The organism is Xanthomonas sp. NCPPB 1638 (genome assembly GCF_041475635.2).
Taxonomy (GTDB): Bacteria; Pseudomonadota; Gammaproteobacteria; order Xanthomonadales; family Xanthomonadaceae; genus Xanthomonas; species Xanthomonas cucurbitae.
Genome location: NZ_CM192984.1, coordinates 4,359,727 through 4,378,576 on the forward strand (window position 1 = coordinate 4,359,727; position 18,850 = coordinate 4,378,576).

The following is an 18,850-nucleotide window of genomic DNA, read 5'->3' on the forward strand; positions in this document are numbered from 1 at the left end:
CCAGCGGGCAATGGCCGTGGCCACGAACAGCGTCCGCGGGCCGACAGCATCCAAACCCGCATGGCGCAATCGGGCCTGGCAAGGGCGCCGCACAAGCGGCGCTTATCGTCCACAGCGGTGCAAGGCAACCTCATCCGCATGCGACCTGCATGGTTCAGTCATGTGGCCGCAGTACTCACCTCTACGCACATCCGTTTTACTCCTGCGACGCCATCGTGGCCCCACATTCGCGAGCCTGCCATCAGTCAGGACGCGTCCTTGAGCAACCCGGAGGCGACATGACCAGTGACGACAAGCAGCAACGCAGAGCAGAAGCGCAGGACCTCAACCGCGACCCAATTTCGGGTGCACCCGGGTCACATCCCGTGGGTGTGGGTGTAGGCGGCATTGCCGGCGGCGCGGCAGCAGGGGCGCTGGCGGGCACAGTGTTCGGGCCGCTGGGCACCTTGATCGGAGCCGCTGTGGGCGTGGTTGCAGGCGCCGCCGCCGGCAAGGGCGTCGCCGAGCGCCTGGACCCCACCGTGGAAACCGAATATTGGCGCCAGGAACATCGCAATCGCTCCTACTACAAGGAAGGCACTGATTACGACCGCGACTATGCCACGGTCTATGGATTCGGCCTGCAGGCGCGCGAGACGCGGCCCACCAGTACCTGGGAAGAAACCGAAGCCACGCTGGCGGGCGAGTGGCCGCGTAACCGTGGCCAGTCGCGCCTGGAATGGGACGACGCCCGCCATGCGGCGCGCGATGCGTGGGATCGTGCCGATCGCACCCACGCCGTGTACCGCGATGGCGATACCCATTATGAGGGCCGCTTCGATAGCGCCAGCTACCGCGATTCCGAATATTCCTACGACGATTATCGCCCCGCCTATCGGTACGGCATGCAGGCGCGCCAGCAACATGCCGGTCGCCAGTGGGACGATCATCTGGAGCGCGATCTCGGCGACGGCTGGGACCGCTTCAAGGCCGGTTCGCGGCTGAGCTGGGAAAAAGCCAAGCACGCGGTACGCGACGCATTCGATTCGGATCGTCACGACGACGCGGCACGGCGCTATTCCACCGACCCGCGCGTCTGATCCATTACACCAGTCCAGCTTCAATCGCTGCAGCGAGGACGGGTCTCAAGCGACCCGTTCTCGCACGCGGATCGACGTTGCTCATTGCACCATCAGGCACAGGCCAAGGACGAGCAAAGCGACGACGACAAGGCTAAGGATCACGCGCCCGCCTCGCAATTCCAGCAAGGCATGCCACCACGGGTTCGCTGGCGGTGTAACGCTCGCGGTGTGCCGTTGGCCACGACCGTCCTGACTCTCCTGCATCCTGGATGCTCGCTCCATTGCGTCCTCAGCGCACCGTAGCAACCGGACGTTACAAGTGCGTGGAACGCAGCAATCAGCGTGCGTGAACTGACAGTGCCGTGGTCGGATTGGCAAGCTGGCGACCGCTCACACGCAAGCTGCGCGTCTGCATGCATGCGCGTCGATTCACACCCGCAACGCCGCAGCTAATCGCACGCTGCCCATCGCATGCATGCGAAGCGTGTACATCCTGGACGCAAGTCTGACCAGTTAAGCGCATCGGCCTGCGCGATGGCGACATGGTCCGGTTCGATGATCGTCCGTTGACATAGCCGCAGCTACCCTGCGGGTCAAGTTTGTTTACGTTGGACTATTTCAGATCATGAGCAGAGACCCATCCGTCATCGATGTGCAGGCCGAGATCGCGCATTGGCAGGCGCGGCACGCCCAGGGCAATCTGGGTGCAGGCAAGTTCAGCGAACTGTCCCCGGTGGTGAAGATGGCCTGCGACATCTATCTGCAGGCGCCACGCTCCAGCGATCAGGAACGGCTACGGCTGTTCCGCGATCGCCTGGAGCATCACTTCATTTCGTCCAGCACCCAGTCCAACTACGAACAGTTGGCAACCGATTGCTGGCAACGCCTGGGCGCAAGCAACAACTGAGCATGCAATCGCTGCAACCGTGTAGAGCAGCACCCGTTATCCCTTGGAGATCGTCATGAAAACCCCGTATCAAGTGCAGCAGGAGCTGGAACGACTGGAGCGGCTGGTGCCGCACATCATCAGCGACCAGGGCGACCGCGCGGAGGAAATCCTTGGCTTCCATGTTGCCTGCCTGCTGGGCAGCGCACCTGCCAGCGAACACGGTCTGGTTCGCGAACGCACTGCGCGGATGGCGCGCCAGTGCCGCACCGCGCAGGATGCGCTGCGGGCACCGGTCCGCTCCTTGGGGATTGGCGCGGTCGCGCAGCCGCAGTGGGCCTGATCGACATCTCCCCGATGCCGCGCGGCGGCTGTTTCACATTTCAACGCCGGCACCTGCCGGCATATGTCAGGACATCCATGAAATCCCTTCTTGTCGCTGCTTCACTGTTGACCGTACTGTCCCTGACTGCCTGTGATCGCCCTGGCGGCGACGCGTCGCGCACTGCCCCTGCGGTGTCACCCAAGCCGACCGCTGCGCCGGTTGCCGGTAGCGGCACGACGGAATTGGCCAAGGGCGATGGTGGCGCGTTGGGCGTGTTGGCAGCCATCGACGAGAACGAAATCGCGCTGGCCAAGCAGGCCATCGCACAGGACCTGGGTGGTGCGGCCGGCCCATTCGCCGAACAGATGCTGCATGACCACCAGGCCAATCTGGAAAAGACCAAGGCGCTGGGCGCAGCCGACAGTCCGCGTGCGCAGGCCATCCGTGCCAAGGGCAAGGCAGCGACCGATGCGCTGACCCAAACGCTGACCCTGCCCGATGGCAAGGATGCGTACCGCAACGCCTTCATGCGCACCATGGTCAGCGACCACGGTGACGCCATCAAGATCCTCGACGCCGAGCTGCTGCCCGCCGCCGAAAGCGCGCCGGTCAAGCAGCATCTGGAACAAACCCGCCGGGTGGTCTCGGCGCACTTCGAGCGCGCTCACGCGGTGTCCTCGTCGAGGTAATCCGGCCGCACGTTCCGCCGAGCAACGAACGCGCCGGCTCGCCCGGCGCGTTCGCGTGAGCCAGCAAGCGATGCACTGACGGTTACTGCCAACAAGGATGCGCCGCTGACCCCACGGCACCAGGCGCAAACCGTCAGCGCGATCATGTCATCGCGTAGCTTCACCCGACTTGGGTGCACGCTGGCCTATCGTGCCGCATCGACTCGCTCCAGGACTTGCGCATGCGTCTGCTCATTACCGGTGGCACCGGCTTCATCGGCCAGGCCTTGTGTCCGGCGTTGTCCGCTGCCGGCTACCAGGTCTGCGTGCTGACCCGGGATGTGCAACGGGCCACGCGTCACTTCCCCGACATCGTCGCCGTGGACACGCTGGAGGGCGTGCAGGCCGATGCGGTCATCAACCTGGCCGGCGAGCCATTGGCGGAAGGCCGCTGGAGCGCCTCGCGCAAGCGACGCTTCCGTGACTCGCGGCTGGGCACCACGCGCCAGCTGCACGACTGGATCGAACACCAGCCTGCTGCGCAGCGCCCGACAGTGCTGATCTCCGGCTCGGCCGTGGGGTACTACGGTGAGCGTGGCGACACTATCCTGACCGAAGCCGATGATGCCGGCGACGACTTCGCCGCAGTGCTGTGCCGCGACTGGGAGCACGCCGCAGCCGGGATCGCGGCACTGGGTCCGCGCGTGAGCTGGGTGCGCACCGGCATCGTGCTGGACCGCGACGGCGGTGCGCTGGCGCGCATGCTGCCGGCGTTCCGGCTTGGCGGCGGTGGGCCGTTCGGCAATGGCCGGCACTGGATGAGCTGGATCCATCGTGGCGACATGGTCGCGTTGCTGTCATGGCTGCTACAGCACGGCCAGGCAGGCGCCTACAACGCCACCGCACCGACACCGGTCACCAACGCCGAGTTCGCACAGACGCTGGCCCGGGTGCTGCGGCGCCCGGCCATGCTGACGCTGCCAGCCGGCTTGCTGCGCCTGGGCCTGGGCGAAATGGCCGATCTGCTGCTCATCAGTCAGCGTGTAGTACCGCAGCGTGCGCTGGAGGCGGGCTTCGACTTTCAACATGTCCAGCTGGAGACCGCACTGCGCGCGATTCTGCTGCGCTGAAGCAGCACGTCGTCCGCTCACGCCTTGACGCGGCGGCGCGCGGTGATCCAGACACTGAAAACAGACGCTGCCACGCGGCCATTGCAGCGCGGGAAGTGCGCGCGGCCGCGACCGCCGCGCACTGCGTCACCCTGGCCTGCAATGACCACGACAACCGCGCTGCCTGTCAGCGGGAGACGCGCTTGGCGACTTTCTTGCCAACCGCCTTGCGTGCCGCCGTGGTCTTGGCCACCGCGCGCGTTGCCGGGGTCTTGGTCACCTTGGCGGCCTTCTTCAATGCGGTCTTGGTCACCGCCTTCTTGACAGCGACCTTCTTGACGGCGGCTCGGCCGGCCGCCGGCGCCTTCTTGGCAACGCTACGGGCCACCGCCTTCTTCACCGCTGCCGAGGTCGCGGCGGTTTTCTTCGCTGCGGTTCGGGCACCCACCTGTGCCACTGCCGTCTTGCGTGCGGCGCGCTTGGCGGCCGTCTTGCTGCTCAGCGCAGCGGCATCGGCCTTGGCGTTGGCCTTGGCGGTTTCCAGCTTGTGCCTGGTGGCAGCCTTGCTGTCGGCGATCTTTTTCCTGGCGGCAGTCCCGGTGTTGCTCAACGCCTGCTTGGTCGCTGTCAACCGCTGCTTGGCCGCCTCCTTGGTCGCAGTGAGTTTTTCCTTGGCCGCGTCTTTGGACGCGCTCAGCGAGCGCTTGGTCCTGGCAACGCCGCGCTTCACGGCACCTGCCGCCTTGCTCGCCTTGTCCACAGCACTGTGCTCTGCCGCAGCAACGGCCTGACGCGCCTTGCGCACGCGCGTCTTGACCTCGTCCACCGCCGCGCCGGCGGCCTGCTGCACATTGCTGGCCGCCGCACTGGTGGCGGCGGAGAGGGTTTCGCTCAGTTCGTTGGCTGTGTTCTTGACGCCATCGACGGCGTCGGACAGCGTTGTGGTGACACCATTGCCGTTGCTCATAGACCCTCCTTCAGGGCGTCAGTGCTGAAACCGCGAGCGATGCGCGACGGCATGCGTGAATGCTGAACAGGCATCGGATCAAGCGGACGCTACGCCCGGCATCTACCGCTGTCAACGCGGCGGCACCATCGGCGGCCAGTTGCTTTCACCGGCAGTTACATTGCCGGCCGGCACTCTCGTTCAGCTTGATTTATGCCGTCAGACGCCCTAATTGTCTTTCGCCCATCGCGTAACCCGGAATCCGTTCCATGCGACCGCTTCCCACCCTGCTGACGCTTTCGCTGGCCGCCGCGTTCGGTGGCTTCGCCGCCACCGGCATCAACGCCTGGCTCGACAACCGCGCCGAGGCCACGCCCCCCGGCAATGCCGCTGTTACCCTGCCGGCGACGGCGGCGTTGCCCGCCGCCGCCGCCGGGCAGCCGGTGCCTTCACTGGCGCCGATGCTGCAGCAGGCGATGCCGGCGGTGGTGAGCGTGAACACCAAGCAGGTGGTGCGGGTGCGCAATCCCTTCTTCAACGACCCCATCCTGCGCCGGCTGTTTCCCGAGATTCCGCAGGAGCGCATCAACGAGTCACTCGGCTCGGGCGTCATCATCGATGCGCAGAAGGGCTACGTGCTCACCAATCACCATGTCATCGAGAATGCCGACGACGTGCAGGTCACGCTCGGCGACGGACGCACGGTGAAGGCCGACTTCATCGGCTCCGATGCCGACACCGATATCGCGCTGATCCGCATCAAGGCCGACAAGCTCACCGACATCAAGCTGGCCGATAGCGACCAGCTGCGCGTCGGCGATTTCGTGGTGGCCATCGGCAACCCGTTCGGCTTCAACCAGACCGTCACCTCCGGCATCGTCTCGGCGGTGGGCCGCAGCGGTATCCGCGGGCTGGGCTACCAGAACTTCATCCAGACCGATGCGTCGATCAACCCCGGCAATTCCGGTGGTGCGCTGGTGAACCTGCAAGGCCAACTGGTGGGCATCAATACCGCCAGCTTCAATCCGCAAGGCAGCATGGCCGGCAACATCGGCCTGGGCCTGGCGATTCCGTCCAACCTGGCACGCAACGTGGTCGAGCAGCTGGTGACCAAGGGTGTGGTGGTGCGCGGCACGCTGGGCCTGGAAACCCAGAACCTCACCCAGCAGATGTCGCAAGGCCTTGGCCTGGAATCGCAACGCGGCGCGCTGGTGACGCGTGTATTGCCGGGTTCGGCCGCAGCCGCGGCCGGGGTGCAGCCAGGCGACGTCGTGGTGGCCGCCAACGACCAGCGTGTGGACAGCGCCGAAGCCCTGCACAACTATGAAGGTCTGCAGGCGGTCGGGAGCGCGGTGACCCTGGATATCCGCCGCGACGGCAAGCCGCTCAAGCTCAAGGCGACCCTCAAGGAACAGGACCGCACGGTCGCCGGCGACATGCTGGACCCACGCCTGGGCGGCGCGACGTTCGCAGACCTGCCCGAGTCGCTGCGCCAATCCGGTATCAGTGGGGTCATGGTCAGCGAGGTCAAGCGCGGCGGGCGGGCGGCGGCCAACGGCCTGGTCTCTGGCGATGTGATCGTGGCCAGCAGCGTCGGCGAGGTGACCGACCTGGCCAGCTGGCGTGCCAACTTCCAGCGCAAACCGCAGCAACTGGTGGTGCGCATCCTGCGTGGCAACGCGCAATACGACGCATTGATGCGTTGAGGTGATGTGCAGTGCGACGGCATTCCACTAACACCTCCTACACCATCTCGATGCTATTGCTATTGCACGACCGCACGTGAGTGGCGGCTGCCATCAACGACCGAAGGAGATATCGCATGAGCCCCACCAATACCGAACAGCTGAAGGACAACCTGAGCGAAGCCGGCACCCACCTGAAGTCGGCTGCCAGCGCCGCCGGTGAAGCCGTCAAGGGCGCCACCAGCGCTGCTGGCGACGAACTCAAGCTGGGCCGCGCCAACGTCAAGGCCGAGCTGTCCGACACCGCGCTGGCCGGCATGGCCGCCGCCGAGTTCGGCGGTGCCGCCGCCAAGGAACAGATGGACGTGCTGGTCGCCAAGGGCAATGACCTGCTCGATAGCGCCACCGACCTGATTCGCGAGCGCCCGCTGGCCGCGTTCGGCGTGGCATTCGCCGCTGGCTGGGTCATTGCCAAGCTGGCACGCAGCAACGACAACTGATCCGTGAGCGATCAGGCTTCCACGGCGCCCGGTCCGGACGCCCCCGACGGACGCGGCGCAACGCCGGGGTTGGATGAAAGCGTACGCGCTGTCGGCACAGCCGGCCGCGCGACGCTGGGGTCGGCCAAGGACACCGGTCGCGCGCTACGCCGGCTGGTGTCGGCCGATCTGCAACTGGCCCGCAGCGCCTTCGGGCGCGGCCTGGCCTGGGCGTGCGTGGCGGTGGTGTTCGGCGCCTCGTCCTGGCTGTTGCTGGCGGGTGCGATCATCGCCTTGTTGCAGCGTGCCGGGTTGTCGTGGTTCCAGGCCATGTTCTTTACTGCGTTGGCCAGCTTGGTGGTCACCGGCATCGCAGCGTGGCGGGTGTTCTTCTACTTCGACCACACCGGCCTGAACGCTACGCGGCGTCAGCTGGTGGAACTGGGCATTTTCGATGACGGCAGCGGTGACGAGGACACAACGTCCTCGCCCGCCAGCGGAGGACGCGCATGAAATTCGGCACCTTGCGTCAGCGCGTGGATCGCGCTGAGCTGTTGGTTGAAGGCCGTGCGCAGGAAACACGCGCACACTGGGGTCAGTTGCGGGACAGCTGGCGCGCCGGCTGGTCGCCACTGCGGATTCTGGCAGTGGGGTTCGGAGTGGGGTTTGTCACCGGCCGTAACGAACCGCAGGCCGCACTCGGCAGCATTGCCGGCAAACTGGGCGGCATTCCCAAGATCCTGCAGATGATAAGCACGCTCTCTGCGTTGTTCACCGCCCACCGCGCGCAGGAGGCCTCCGAGCAGGCCGAACGTGCTGCGGACAACGCCGAAGAGGTGGCGGCCGATCCGCCAGTGACGGTCGTGCAGGTGCCGGTGGAACGCGCAGCCTGAGCCAGTCCTGCATTGACGATGTGGCCAACGCGCAGACAGCCAGTTGGCCTACCAGGGCGATCATCGGCATTGCATCTCCGCTACGGTCTCCCCACACGGGCGCGTGGTGAATACTGCACGCACATGTTCTGTGCGCGCTGTTGACACAGTGTGCCGATAATGGCGCACCGCTGGCAGCACGCCAGTCTGCTGCCAGGGCGCGCATGTCTCTTCCCATCGATTCACCCGATCCTGCCGCACCGGCAGATCCGCTCCCGCCGACACCGGCACCTCGCCCGCGCGCTCCCGCCTCGTTGGTGGTGCTGGCGACCCTGGCAGTGGGTTTCACGCTGTGGGCGGCGCAAACCATCATCCTGCCGATCATGCTGGCAGCGTTCTTTGCGCTAATCGGTAACCCCATCCTGCGCGGGCTGCGCAAGCTGTACATTCCGCGCTTCCTGGCTGCGTTGATGGTGTTGTGCCTGGGCCTGGCCGCCACCGTGGCGTTGGCGGTGCAGCTGGCGGGTCCGGCAGCGGAATGGGTGCAGCAGGCGCCGCGACAGATGCGCCAGATTGCGCGCGACGTGCACGACCTCACCAAGCCGGTAATGCAGGCCAACCAGGCGGCGGAGAATTTCGCGCGTGCGGCCGGCGGTGGCGGGCAACGCGGCGTGCAGATCGTGCGCACGCAGATGGATGACCCGTACAAGATGCTGGTGCGCACACCCAAGCTGGCCGCCTCGGTGCTGGCGGTGGTGCTGCTGACTTTTTTCTTCATGGTGTATGGCGAGAGCCTGCAACGGCACGCGATCGCCCTGCTGCCCAATCGGCAGCAGCAACGCTTCACCACCGAAATCATGCTGGATATCGAGCGCGAGGTATCGCGTTATGTGCTCACCATCAGCGTCATCAATACGCTGGTGGGCCTGGTGTTCGCCGGCATTCTCTACGCGTTGCAAATTCCCCTGCCGGAAGCGCTGTTGTGGGGCACGGTGGTGGCGCTGCTCAATTTCGCGCCGTATGTTGGCCCGCTGATCGGCGTGATGCTGATGTTGCTGATGGGCTTTGTGGAATTCCGCACCACGCTGTCTTCGCTGCTGCCCGCCATCCTGTACCTGGCGCTGCATACCATCGAAGGCCAGGTGGTGACCCCCATCGTGCTGGGCCGCCGCATGGCGATCTCGCCACTGATGCTGATCCTGGCGCTGATGCTGTTCGGTTGGTTATGGGGCATGGTCGGCCTGCTGCTGGCGGTACCCCTGCTGGTCTGTATCAAGATGGTGCTGAGCCGGGTGGAGGGCACGCAGCGCTGGGCAAGGTTGCTTGAGTAGCCGGGAATGGGGAATGGGGAATGGGGAATCGCAAGAGCAGTGATGCGGCCCGCAGCTGCACTGCTCTACCGATTCCCGATTCCCCATTCCCACGCTACAGCCGTAAAATCGCGTGATGAGCTTCCAGATCAGCGCCATCACCCTCGACCTCGACGATACGTTGTGGCCTTTCGCACCGATCGGTGCGCGCATCGACCAGGTGTTATACGACTGGATGCGCGAGCATAGTCCGGTGACCGCCGAGCGCTTTCCGGTGGAGGCCATGCGCACGCTGCGCGAGCGCAGCTTCGCCGACAACCCGCAGCTGCATCATGACCTGAGCGCGCTGCGCCGGTTGACGCTGGAAATGGCCTTGCGCGAAAGCGGCGGCGATCTGGCGCTGGTGGAGCCGGCCTACGAAGTGTTCTATGCCGCACGCAACCAGGTGGAGTGCTACCCGGATGCGCTCGACGCGCTGGCACGCATGGCCCGGCACGTGCCGGTGGCCGCGCTCAGCAACGGCAATGCCGACCTGCAGCGCATCGGGCTGATGCACCACTTCGCCTTCCAGCTGGGTTCACGCGAACACGGCAGCGCCAAGCCGGAGGCGAGCATCTTCCTGGCCGCCTGCGCACGCCTGCAGGTACCGCCTGCACAGGTGCTGCACGTAGGCGACCACGAGCGCATGGATGTACTCGGCGCGCTGGATGCCGGGCTGCGCGCGTGCTGGATCAACCGCGACGGCGCGCAGTGGTCGCATCCCACCCAGCGACCGGATCTGGAATTCGACAGCCTCACCGGGCTGGCCGATTGGCTGGATGCCCAGCACCCGCACCCCGGCGGCGCGCGCGATGGTATCTGACCTCCCGCCTGAGCCGCCCCCATCTGGCGCACGGCGCCATTGAAGGATGTCCATGTCGCACCTCACCGGTTTCACCGATCCCACCGCCGCCGCGCTGCCGCTGCACGTACTCGACCGCGAAGGCTTCGCGCAGTGGTGCGCCGCGCAGCCCACGCGCGTGCTGGCGTGGGCGCAGGCACAGCGTTTCGATGCCGCACCGGGTAGCGTGTTGCTGCTGCCGGACGAGCAGGGCCTGGCAGGGGCGGTCATCGGGATCGGCGACCGCGCCGATGCCTACGCCTATGCGCATGCGCCGATGGCGTTGCCGCCGGCCAGCCGCTGGACCGTGGCGACTCCGCTGGATGCTGCCGAGCAAGCGTTGCTGCACCTGGGCTGGGGGCTGGGCGCCTATCGCTTTGCGCGCTACCGCAAGGTACCGCGCGCACCTGCCGAACTGGCGGCCACGCCGTCTGCGGCGACGCGCGCGTTGATCGAGGCCTGCATCCGCGTGCGCGACTGGGTCAACACGCCCACCGAAGACATGGGCCCGGAACAGCTGGAAGCGGCCACCCGTGCCGTGGCGCAGGCCCACGGCGCGCAGGCGGAGGCCATCGTGGGCGATGCGCTGCTGGCGCAGAACTTCCCCACGATCCACGCCGTGGGCCGCGCCTCGCATCGTGCGCCGCGGCTGATCCAGCTGCAGTGGGGCGATGCCGCGCATCCGCACTTGGTGCTGGTCGGCAAGGGCGTGTGCTTCGACACCGGCGGGCTGGATCTCAAGCCCGCCGATGGCATGCGCAACATGAAAAAGGACATGGGCGGCGCCGCGCACGCGCTGGCGTTGGCCGGGCTGGTGATGGCGCAGCAACTGCCGGTTCGGCTCACCCTGCTGATTGCGGCGGTGGAAAACGCCGTGGGCCCGAATGCCTTTCGCCCCGGCGAAGTGCTCACCACCCGTGCCGGCGTCACCGTGGAAGTGGACAACACCGATGCCGAAGGCCGTCTGGTGCTGTGCGATGCACTGAGCTACGCCACCGAGCAGAAGCCCGACCTGATCCTGGATTTCGCCACCCTCACCGGCGCGGCGCGCATCGCGCTGGGCCCGGATCTGCCGGCGTTGTTCGCCAACGACGATGCGCTGGCACAGGCCTGGATCAGCGCCGGCGAGCAAACCCGCGACCCGGTCTGGCGCATGCCGTTGTGGCGGCCTTACCTGCGCTATCTCAACAGCCATGTGGCCGATCTGGCCAACGCCGGCTCGCGCATGGCCGGCGCGGTGACCGCCGCGCTGTATCTGGAGCGCTTCGTCGCACCGGGCCAGCCATGGGCGCATCTGGACGTCTACGCCTGGAACGACAGCGACCGACCGGGGCGCCCGGCCGGTGGCGAAGCGCTGGCGCTGCGCTCGGCGTTTGCGATGCTGCAGCAACGTTACGCCGGCTGAGCAGCCTGGCGCCGTTGGGCTGCGGCGCGCCTGGACACCCGCCCGCCCTGTGCGCGGCAGCGGTAGCGTCTGTCTGGAACCACCTGGCGTGCCAGGCGCTGCGCCGCGGCGCTGGCCTCACACGCCCACCGCAGCGTGTTGCGGATGATGCGCCCAAGGCGTGGTCGGCGGCGGCGAAGGCGCGGCCGCACGCCCTGCCACACGCCGCCCATCGCCCCGCCGGAGCCAGCCATGACATTGCCACCTCCCTCCCCCCAGCGCGCGCGCCATCCGGTGCTGCCGCTGCTGGGCATTGCGGCTATTGCCGGTGGCATTGCCATCGCCTTCGCGTGGACCGCTGGCTGGATCGGCGGCGACCGGCTGACCGCCGCGCGCATGACCGACACCATCGAATCCAGCGGCCCGCCGCACCCGGGCTTCCGGCGCGCGCATACCAAGGGCGTGTGCGTCAGCGGACAGTTCCAGTCCAGCGGCAAGGCGAGCTGGCTATCGTCGGCGCGCGTCTTCGGCCAGACCAGCACGCCGGTGCTGGGACGGATGTCGATCGGCGGTGGCGACCCGCATGGCGCCGATGGACAGGCGCGCGTGCGCAGCATGGCGCTACTGCTGCGCAGTGACGACGGACAGGAATGGCGCACGGCCATGAACAGTTTCCCATTCTTCGTGGTGGCCACGCCGGCCGGTTTCCAGGCCTTGAGCGTGGCCTCCAGACCCGACCCGGCCACCGGCAAACCGGACCCGGCCAAGCTGGCGGCATTTGGCAAGCAGTATCCGGAGGCGGCCAAGTTCCAGCAGTGGGCCAAGACCGCGCCCTGGTCCGATAGCTGGGCCAATACGCAGTACAACGGCGTCAACGCCTTCCGCGCAGTTGCAGCCGACGGGCGCGAGCGCTACATCCGCTGGTCGATGCGCCCGCATACGCCGTTCAAGGAATTGAGCGCCGAGCAACGCAAGCAGGCCGATGGCGATTTTCTCGCCACCGATCTGGACGCGCGGCTGGCGCAGGGGCCGTTGCGCTGGGACATGGTGCTGACCGTGGCCGAACCCGGCGATGCAGTGGATGACCCCTCGCAGCCGTGGCCACAGAACCGCAAGCAGATCGTGGCCGGCACACTGACCCTGGATCGTGCGCAGCCGCAGGCCACCGGGCCGTGCCGCGATCTGAACTACGACCCGCTGATCCTGCCCAAGGGCCTTGCCGCCTCCAACGACCCGATCCTGGCCGCGCGTTCGTCGGTGTATTCGCAATCGTTCAACCGCCGCGAGCGCGAGATCGCCAGCGGCACCGGCAGTGCCGCCACCGGCCAGGGAGCAGGTCAATGAGCCGCCCGACGCATTTCAATCTCCCCGCACGCGTGCTGCATTGGCTGATGGCCGCGATGATCCTGACCATGTTGTTCGTCGGCGTCGGCATGGTCGCCTCGGTGACGCAACGGCCGTGGTTGATCGACCTGCATCGCCCACTGGGCATCGCAATCCTGATCCTGGCGGTGCTGCGCCTGGTCAACCGCCTGCGCCATCGCCCGCCGGCGCTGCCTGCCGACCTGCCGGTCTGGCAGAAGGCCGCGGCGATCGCCTCGCACTGGCTGTTGTACGCCTTGATGCTGGGCATGCCGCTGATCGGCTGGGCGATGCTGTCGGCCGGTGGCTACCCGATCGTACTGTGGCCAGGCGCCAACCTGCCGCCGATCGCCCCGCACGATCCGGCGCTGTACGCCTGGCTGCGCAGCGCGCATGGCTGGCTGGCGTACCTGTTGTTCGCCACCGTGCTGGGGCATCTGAGCGCGGCCCTGTTCCATGCCTGGGTGCGCCGCGATGGGGTGTTTTCCAGCATGGTGCGTGGGCAGCGGTCGGCGCGTTGATGGATTGGATGAGTGGTGGAACTCGTCTTGCACGAAGTGATTTCACTGCGCGGATGTACTCATCCCAGGAGGGAGAGGCGGCTAGGCGTCAATCACGGCGCTTTGCTTTGGCCGCTGGTGCAGGCGTTTCGATGCCCTTGCCGGTGGCGGCCCAGTAAATCCCGCCATACAGATGCTCCAGATAGCGCGGGTCGTTGTACGCCTCGGCCTGGTGGCCTAGCGCGGTGGCGAACACACGGCCACCTTCGAAATGGTGGTACCACGCCACCGGGTGGTGCTTGCCCATGCCCTTGGCGACCTGGCCCGGCCAGATCAGCGTGGGGTCGTAGCTGGTTTCATCCACCGTCAACAGCGTGACCAGATCGTCGCTGTAGGGTGGGTCGTACTCGTACCACTCATCGCTCCATACCCAGCGCCTGGGCAGGCCGGCGGTGGCGGGGAAGTTGGCATCCACCACGTCGACCATCGCCGTCTGCAGGTAGGGATGGGTGCGGAAGGAACGGCCGATCAGGTGGTCGTACCACTCCCACTCGCCGCGCTTGATCGCAAAGGCCTTGTGCACGGCGACTACGCCACCGCCATTGCGCACGTATTGTTGAAAATTGGCGCGCTGGGCCGGGTCCAGGTCGGTGGCCGGTGTATTGAGCAGCACGATGGCCGCGTACTGCGAAAGATCGCCATCGAAGGCCTTGGCATTCCATGCCCACACCATCTCCACATAATACTTGCGCGCCATCGCTTCGAACTGCGGCTTGGCGACGGGGATATAGTCATGGTGATACTGATTGGGGATAGCCGCCACCAGAACCTTGAACTGCTCGGCGCAGGCATTGCCTGCGCAGGCCAGCAGCAGGCCGAACAGCCATAGGGATTTCATGTGTCGCTCGCCATGTCCACGCTGGTTGCGCAGTGTAGCTGCATCCCTGCGGCATGCCTTCGCATGGGTTTGGCATGGCGGTGGCGCGTTTCTACAACCAGCCCTTCTGCCGGGCCAGCCGATACGCTTCGATGCGGTTGGCCACACCGAGTTTGCCGATGCACTCGGACAGGTAGTTACGCACGGTGCCGTGCGACAACTGCAGCTGTTGCGCAATCTCGCTGGCCGAGCGGCCTTCGCCGGCCAGGCGCAATACCGTGCGCTCGCGTTCGCTCAACGGGTCTGCTTCCACCCAGGCATCCATCGCCAGTTGCGGGTCGATCACCCGGCCACCGCGATGCACCTGACGCAAGGCGCCGACCAGTTGTTCGGCCGGCGCATCCTTGAGCAGGTAGCCGGCCACTCCGGCATCCAGCGCGCGCCGGAGAAAGCCCGGGCGCGCGAAGGTGGTGACGATCATGACCCGCACCGGCAGCGAATGGCGCTGGATGCGCTGGGCCAGCTCCAGGCCGCTCAGCCCGGGCATTTCGATATCGGTGACCAGCACGTCCGGCTGCAGCCGCTGCAACTCGCGCCAGGCGCTCTCGCCATCGCCGGCGCTGCCGACCACGGCGATATCGTCTTCCAGCCCGAGCAGGGCCACCAGCGCGCCACGCAACAAGGCCTGGTCTTCGGCCAACAACACCCGGATCGTCACTTGCGCTCGCCTTTGTGCAACGGTTGCGCACGATAGCAGCGCGGGCCGGCAAGGTGCAGCGGCCGGCCGGCGCTCAGCGTGGTTGCGGCGCCAACGGCAGCGGCGCAGGCGGTTGGGCCGGCTCCGGCACAGGCTGCGGCAATGGCACGCTCGCGCGCAGGCGCATGCCACGCGGCAACGCCTCGACCTCCAGCGCACCGCCCACGGCCTGCAGGCGCGCGCGCATGCCGGCCAGGCCGTTGCCGGGCACGATCACCCCGCCACGTCCATCGTCGGTGATGTCCAGCAGGGCCTGTCCGCCCTGCGCCTGCAGGCTGACACGCACACGCTTGGCCTGCGCATGGCGCTGCACGTTGGTGGCTGCCTCGCGCAGCACCAGGGCCAGCGCGGTCTCGTGCCCGGACGGCAGTGGCAGCGGCTCCAGCCGGTCTTCCAGCACGATCCCATCCATGTCCAGCAGCACCCGCGCCGATGCCAGCTCGGCCACCAGCCCAGCCGCACGGATGCCGGTGACGGCATGGCGCACCTGCGCCAGGGCATCGCGCGAGATCTGCGCCACCGCCGCGATCTCACCGCGCGCTGCCTGCGGATCGCGCTCGATCAGGCGCACGGCCAGGTCGGACTTGAGCGCCACCAACGACAAGGTGTGGCCCAGCAGGTCATGCAGGTCACGGCCGATACGTTCGCGCTCGGCGGTGGCCGCCAGCCGGCGCACTTCATCCTGCGACAAGCGCAGCAGCGTGTCCTTGCGTTCGTTGACGCTGTAGACCGCGCCAACCGCAGCCATGCCCAGCACCGACACCGGCAACCACACCAGCGACGGCCAGGCCATCCCGAGCCAATGCGCCCAGGCCAGATAGCCGGCATTGAGCACCAGCAACAGCGCGAAGTGCCGCCACAGCGCCTGCCGCGTGGAGGGGCGCAGACTCAGGCAGGCAAACACGAAGTAGCTGATGCCCGCCGTGTACACCGGCAGCAGGGCGGCACTGAGCAGCCCCATTGCCCAGGCATAGCGGTTCAAGGTGTCGCGTGGCGCCAGCAACATGCGCGCGTACAACAGCAGGAACAGCGGATACGACAGCAGGGTGCAGAGCAACCAGGTGGTGTCGTAGCCTCGCGGAGAAAACACCGGCACCACGAACACCCAGGCCGACCACAGCAGGTGCACGCTGTCCATCCACGGCGACTGCGCTTGCGCCAGGCGCGCCGCCACGCGCGAGGTTGTGGCCGGACGCAGCCAGGCGGGAAGCTTCACATGCATCGCGGTCGGTCCCGAGGGGTGGATGGATTCTGCCACTGCCCGGCTTGCCTGTATCAACGCAGCGGCAGGGCGATGCCGGGCGAGTGCCCCCGTGGCTGTCGGCCGCTGGCCCTTGCGACGAGATGCGAGGCCGCCGCGCGGACAGGGCTTCCGGGCTGGCGCGCTGGTCGGGCAATGCATCCTGGCCGCCAGCCCCGGCCGATGACAGTCGCGCCTGTCATCGGCGTGGAGTGACAGCTGTCACTGGTGGGTGCGACGGTGCGGCCGCATGCTGCGCAGCACCTCGCAGGCATGCCGGGCCGTGCGACCGTCTGTCGCCACGGTGCCATTGGTGGCCTCCGGCAGCTTGCAGCGGGCCTGCTGGCCCGTCACATTCTGCGCAGCCTTCCGTCCTGGTTATCGATGAACACCTCCGCCGATCTGCTCAAGCAACTCCGTATCGACCGCCAGCAGCCGGTCACACCGCCGCCTGCACGCCGTGGCGGCTGGATCATTGCCGCCATCGTCCTGGTGCTGGTGCTGGCAGCGGCGGCCTGGTGGTTCACCCGCGCGCCGGTGGTCAAGGTGCAGACCGCGCCGGTGGTGGCGATCAGTGCCGGCAGCAGCAGCGCCTCGGTACTGGACGCATCCGGCTACGTGGTGGCCCGGCGCATGGCCACGGTGTCGGCACAGGTCACCGGCAAGGTGCGCGAGGTGATGATCGAAGAAGGCATGCGCGTCGAGCAGGGCCAGGTGATGGCCACGCTGGACCCACTGGATGCCGATGCGCAGCGCACGCTGTCGGCTTCGCAACTGTCGGCCGCGCGCAGCCAGGTCGACAACATGCAAGCGCAGCTGGCGGTGGCCAATGCCGATGCCGCGCGCCTGCAGTCGCTGGTCGGCGCGCAGCTGGTGTCGCGCTCGCAGTACGAGCAGGCCATCGCGCAGCGCGATGCCCTGCGCGCGCAGCTGCAGAACGCGCAACGCAACGTGCAGGTGGCGGCCGATCAGTTGGCCATTGCCGGCATCCGTTCGGACTTCAACGTGGTGCGTGCGCCATTCGCCGGCGTGGTGACTGCCAAGGCGGCGCAGCCGGGCGAAATCGTCTCGCCGTTGTCGGCCGGCGGCGGTTTCACCCGCACCGGGATCGGCACCATCGTGGACATGGAGTCGCTGGAGATCGAAGTGGAAGTCGGCGAGTCCTTCATCGGCCGCGTGCAACCGAAGATGCCGGTGGAAGCGGTGCTCAACGCCTACCCGGACTGGAAGATTCCCGGCGAGGTGATCGCCATCATTCCCACTGCCGACCGCGGCAAGGCCACGGTGAAGGTGCGGGTGGCGCTCAAGGTCAAGGACGCCCGCATCGTGCCGGAAATGGGCGTGCGGGTGAGCTTCCTGGAGGCGGCCAAGCCGCAGCAGGCCGCCACGCCGCAGGGCGTACGCGTCCCTGCTGCGGCGCTGGTCGAACGCGATGGCGACACGCTGGCGTTCGTGGTCGGCGAACGCAACACCGTGGCCGCCAGGAAAGTCACCACCGGCCTGGTGATGGGCGACGACCGGCAAGTGCTGACCGGATTGCATGCGGGCGATCGCGTAGTGCTGAACCCGCCACAGACGTTGAAGGAGGGTGGCACGGTGGCCGAAGCGGAGCCGGATGCGGCCGAGTAGCCGTTTTCGTGGTGGCAGCGCACACGCGCTGCGGTTGCGGCCCGGTACGGGTTGTCGTTGCTGCTGTGCCTGAATGTCGCTTTTCATCGCTGCCACAGCAGCGTCCCCGCCTCACCGCTGATGCAGTTGCCGTTGCCGCCCTTCGCTTCCCTCTTCCCTTGCATCGCCAGGACTCTCCATGACCGCTCTTGTCAGCTTGCGCAACATCACCAAGACCTACCAACGCGGCGCCGAGCAGGTACAGGTGCTGCACGGCATCGATCTGGAAATCGCCAGCGGCGATTTCGTGGCGCTGATGGGGCCGTCCGGCTCGGGCAAGACCACCTTGCTCAATCTGATCGGCGGCCTGGACAGCCCCAGCGGTGGCGAGATCGAGATCGAAGGCCAGCGCATCGACCGTATGAGCGGCGGCCAGCTCGCCACCTGGCGCAGCCATCACGTCGGCTTCGTCTTCCAGTTCTACAACCTGATGCCCATGCTTACCGCGCAGAAGAACGTGGAACTGCCGTTGCTGCTGACCTCGCTCAACGCCGCGCAGCGCAAGCGCAATGCCGAGATCGCGTTGACCCTGGTCGGTCTGCAGGAACGTCGCAGCCACAAGCCCAGCGAACTCTCTGGTGGCCAGCAGCAGCGCGTGGCGATCGCGCGCGCCATCGTGTCCGACCCGACCTTCCTGATCTGCGACGAACCCACCGGCGATCTCGACCGCCAGAACGCAGAGGAAATCCTGCGCTTGCTGCAGGAGCTCAACCGCGAACATGGCAAGACCATCGTGATGGTGACCCACGACCCCAAGGCCGCCGAGTACGCCACCCACACCATCCATCTGGACAAGGGCGAGCTGGCCGATGCGCCGCTCGTGCTCTGAAGGAGCGCTGCC

The 18,850-nt window shown here is 67.0% G+C and carries 20 protein-coding genes; 16 read left to right on the top strand and 4 right to left on the bottom strand.

The features are described 5' to 3' along the window. The first annotated feature begins 278 nt into the window (after positions 1-278). From ACCQ13_RS18935 to ACCQ13_RS18955, 5 genes are all read left to right on the top strand, one after another. Positions 279-1,079 carry a hypothetical protein gene (locus ACCQ13_RS18935; RefSeq protein WP_159407765.1) on the top strand — a complete coding sequence of 267 codons (801 nt, stop codon included), beginning with the start codon at positions 279-281 and terminating at the stop codon, positions 1,077-1,079. Between the two features lie 607 nt (positions 1,080-1,686). Further along, entirely contained in the window at positions 1,687-1,968 is a 282-nt protein-coding gene (locus tag ACCQ13_RS18940) for a hypothetical protein (protein WP_104601844.1), read from the top strand. Positions 1,969-2,023: 55 nt separating this feature from the next. Beyond that, positions 2,024-2,290: a hypothetical protein gene (locus ACCQ13_RS18945; RefSeq protein WP_167526967.1), complete on the top strand. Its 267-nt coding sequence runs from the start codon at positions 2,024-2,026 to the stop codon at positions 2,288-2,290. 77 nt (positions 2,291-2,367) lie between these two features. Further along, positions 2,368-2,961, top strand: coding sequence for a DUF4142 domain-containing protein (locus tag ACCQ13_RS18950; RefSeq protein WP_104601846.1), 594 nt, complete (start codon positions 2,368-2,370; stop codon positions 2,959-2,961). 221 nt (positions 2,962-3,182) lie between these two features. After that, a complete protein-coding gene (locus ACCQ13_RS18955; RefSeq protein ID WP_159407766.1) occupies positions 3,183-4,070 on the top strand; it encodes a TIGR01777 family oxidoreductase in 888 nt (295 codons plus the stop codon). 166 nt (positions 4,071-4,236) lie between these two features. Here ACCQ13_RS18955 and ACCQ13_RS18960 read toward each other — a convergent pair whose 3' ends face one another. After that, complete coding sequence (locus ACCQ13_RS18960; RefSeq protein ID WP_104601848.1) at positions 4,237-5,016, bottom strand: histidine biosynthesis protein HisIE; 780 nt, start codon at positions 5,014-5,016, stop codon at positions 4,237-4,239. Positions 5,017-5,264: 248 nt separating this feature from the next. On the opposite strand from ACCQ13_RS18960, the gene ACCQ13_RS18965 reads away from it, so the two are divergent. The 9 genes from ACCQ13_RS18965 (at position 5,265) to ACCQ13_RS19005 (ending at position 13,488) form a co-directional block, all read left to right on the top strand. Continuing rightward, complete coding sequence (locus tag ACCQ13_RS18965) at positions 5,265-6,701, top strand: Do family serine endopeptidase (RefSeq protein ID WP_104601849.1); 1,437 nt, start codon at positions 5,265-5,267, stop codon at positions 6,699-6,701. Between the two features lie 116 nt (positions 6,702-6,817). After that, complete coding sequence (locus tag ACCQ13_RS18970) at positions 6,818-7,180, top strand: hypothetical protein (protein WP_104601850.1); 363 nt, start codon at positions 6,818-6,820, stop codon at positions 7,178-7,180. Positions 7,181-7,183: 3 nt separating this feature from the next. Then, positions 7,184-7,672 (top strand): phage holin family protein, encoded by a 489-nt coding sequence (locus tag ACCQ13_RS18975; protein ID WP_159407767.1) that lies wholly within the window; start codon positions 7,184-7,186, stop codon positions 7,670-7,672. Then, entirely contained in the window at positions 7,669-8,052 is a 384-nt protein-coding gene (locus ACCQ13_RS18980) for a hypothetical protein (RefSeq protein ID WP_104601852.1), read from the top strand. The genes ACCQ13_RS18975 and ACCQ13_RS18980 overlap by 4 nt, the downstream gene beginning before the upstream one ends. A gap of 203 nt (positions 8,053-8,255) precedes the next feature. Then, positions 8,256-9,362, top strand: coding sequence for an AI-2E family transporter (locus ACCQ13_RS18985; RefSeq protein WP_104601853.1), 1,107 nt, complete (start codon positions 8,256-8,258; stop codon positions 9,360-9,362). A 115-nt stretch (positions 9,363-9,477) separates the two neighbouring features. Beyond that, on the top strand, positions 9,478-10,203 hold the full coding sequence (locus ACCQ13_RS18990) for an HAD family hydrolase (RefSeq protein ID WP_159407768.1): 726 nt from the start codon (positions 9,478-9,480) through the stop codon (positions 10,201-10,203). A 52-nt stretch (positions 10,204-10,255) separates the two neighbouring features. Further along, complete coding sequence (locus ACCQ13_RS18995; protein ID WP_104602000.1) at positions 10,256-11,626, top strand: leucyl aminopeptidase family protein; 1,371 nt, start codon at positions 10,256-10,258, stop codon at positions 11,624-11,626. A 231-nt stretch (positions 11,627-11,857) separates the two neighbouring features. After that, positions 11,858-12,949: a catalase family peroxidase gene (locus ACCQ13_RS19000; RefSeq protein ID WP_104601855.1), complete on the top strand. Its 1,092-nt coding sequence runs from the start codon at positions 11,858-11,860 to the stop codon at positions 12,947-12,949. Then, entirely contained in the window at positions 12,946-13,488 is a 543-nt protein-coding gene (locus tag ACCQ13_RS19005; protein ID WP_104601856.1) for a cytochrome b, read from the top strand. The genes ACCQ13_RS19000 and ACCQ13_RS19005 overlap by 4 nt, the downstream gene beginning before the upstream one ends. A gap of 88 nt (positions 13,489-13,576) precedes the next feature. Here ACCQ13_RS19005 and ACCQ13_RS19010 read toward each other — a convergent pair whose 3' ends face one another. The 3 genes from ACCQ13_RS19010 to ACCQ13_RS19020 all read right to left on the bottom strand — a co-directional run bounded on the left by ACCQ13_RS19010 (position 13,577) and on the right by ACCQ13_RS19020 (position 16,323). After that, complete coding sequence (locus ACCQ13_RS19010) at positions 13,577-14,365, bottom strand: ThuA domain-containing protein (protein ID WP_159407769.1); 789 nt, start codon at positions 14,363-14,365, stop codon at positions 13,577-13,579. Positions 14,366-14,456: 91 nt separating this feature from the next. Continuing rightward, entirely contained in the window at positions 14,457-15,056 is a 600-nt protein-coding gene (locus tag ACCQ13_RS19015) for a response regulator transcription factor (RefSeq protein ID WP_104602001.1), read from the bottom strand. 79 nt (positions 15,057-15,135) lie between these two features. Beyond that, positions 15,136-16,323: a sensor histidine kinase gene (locus ACCQ13_RS19020; protein WP_104601858.1), complete on the bottom strand. Its 1,188-nt coding sequence runs from the start codon at positions 16,321-16,323 to the stop codon at positions 15,136-15,138. 402 nt (positions 16,324-16,725) lie between these two features. Between ACCQ13_RS19020 and ACCQ13_RS19025 the strand changes: the two genes are divergently transcribed. Next, entirely contained in the window at positions 16,726-17,970 is a 1,245-nt protein-coding gene (locus tag ACCQ13_RS19025; protein ID WP_167526968.1) for an efflux RND transporter periplasmic adaptor subunit, read from the top strand. 178 nt (positions 17,971-18,148) lie between these two features. After that, positions 18,149-18,838: an ABC transporter ATP-binding protein gene (locus ACCQ13_RS19030; protein WP_104601859.1), complete on the top strand. Its 690-nt coding sequence runs from the start codon at positions 18,149-18,151 to the stop codon at positions 18,836-18,838. The last annotated feature ends 12 nt before the right edge of the window (positions 18,839-18,850 follow it).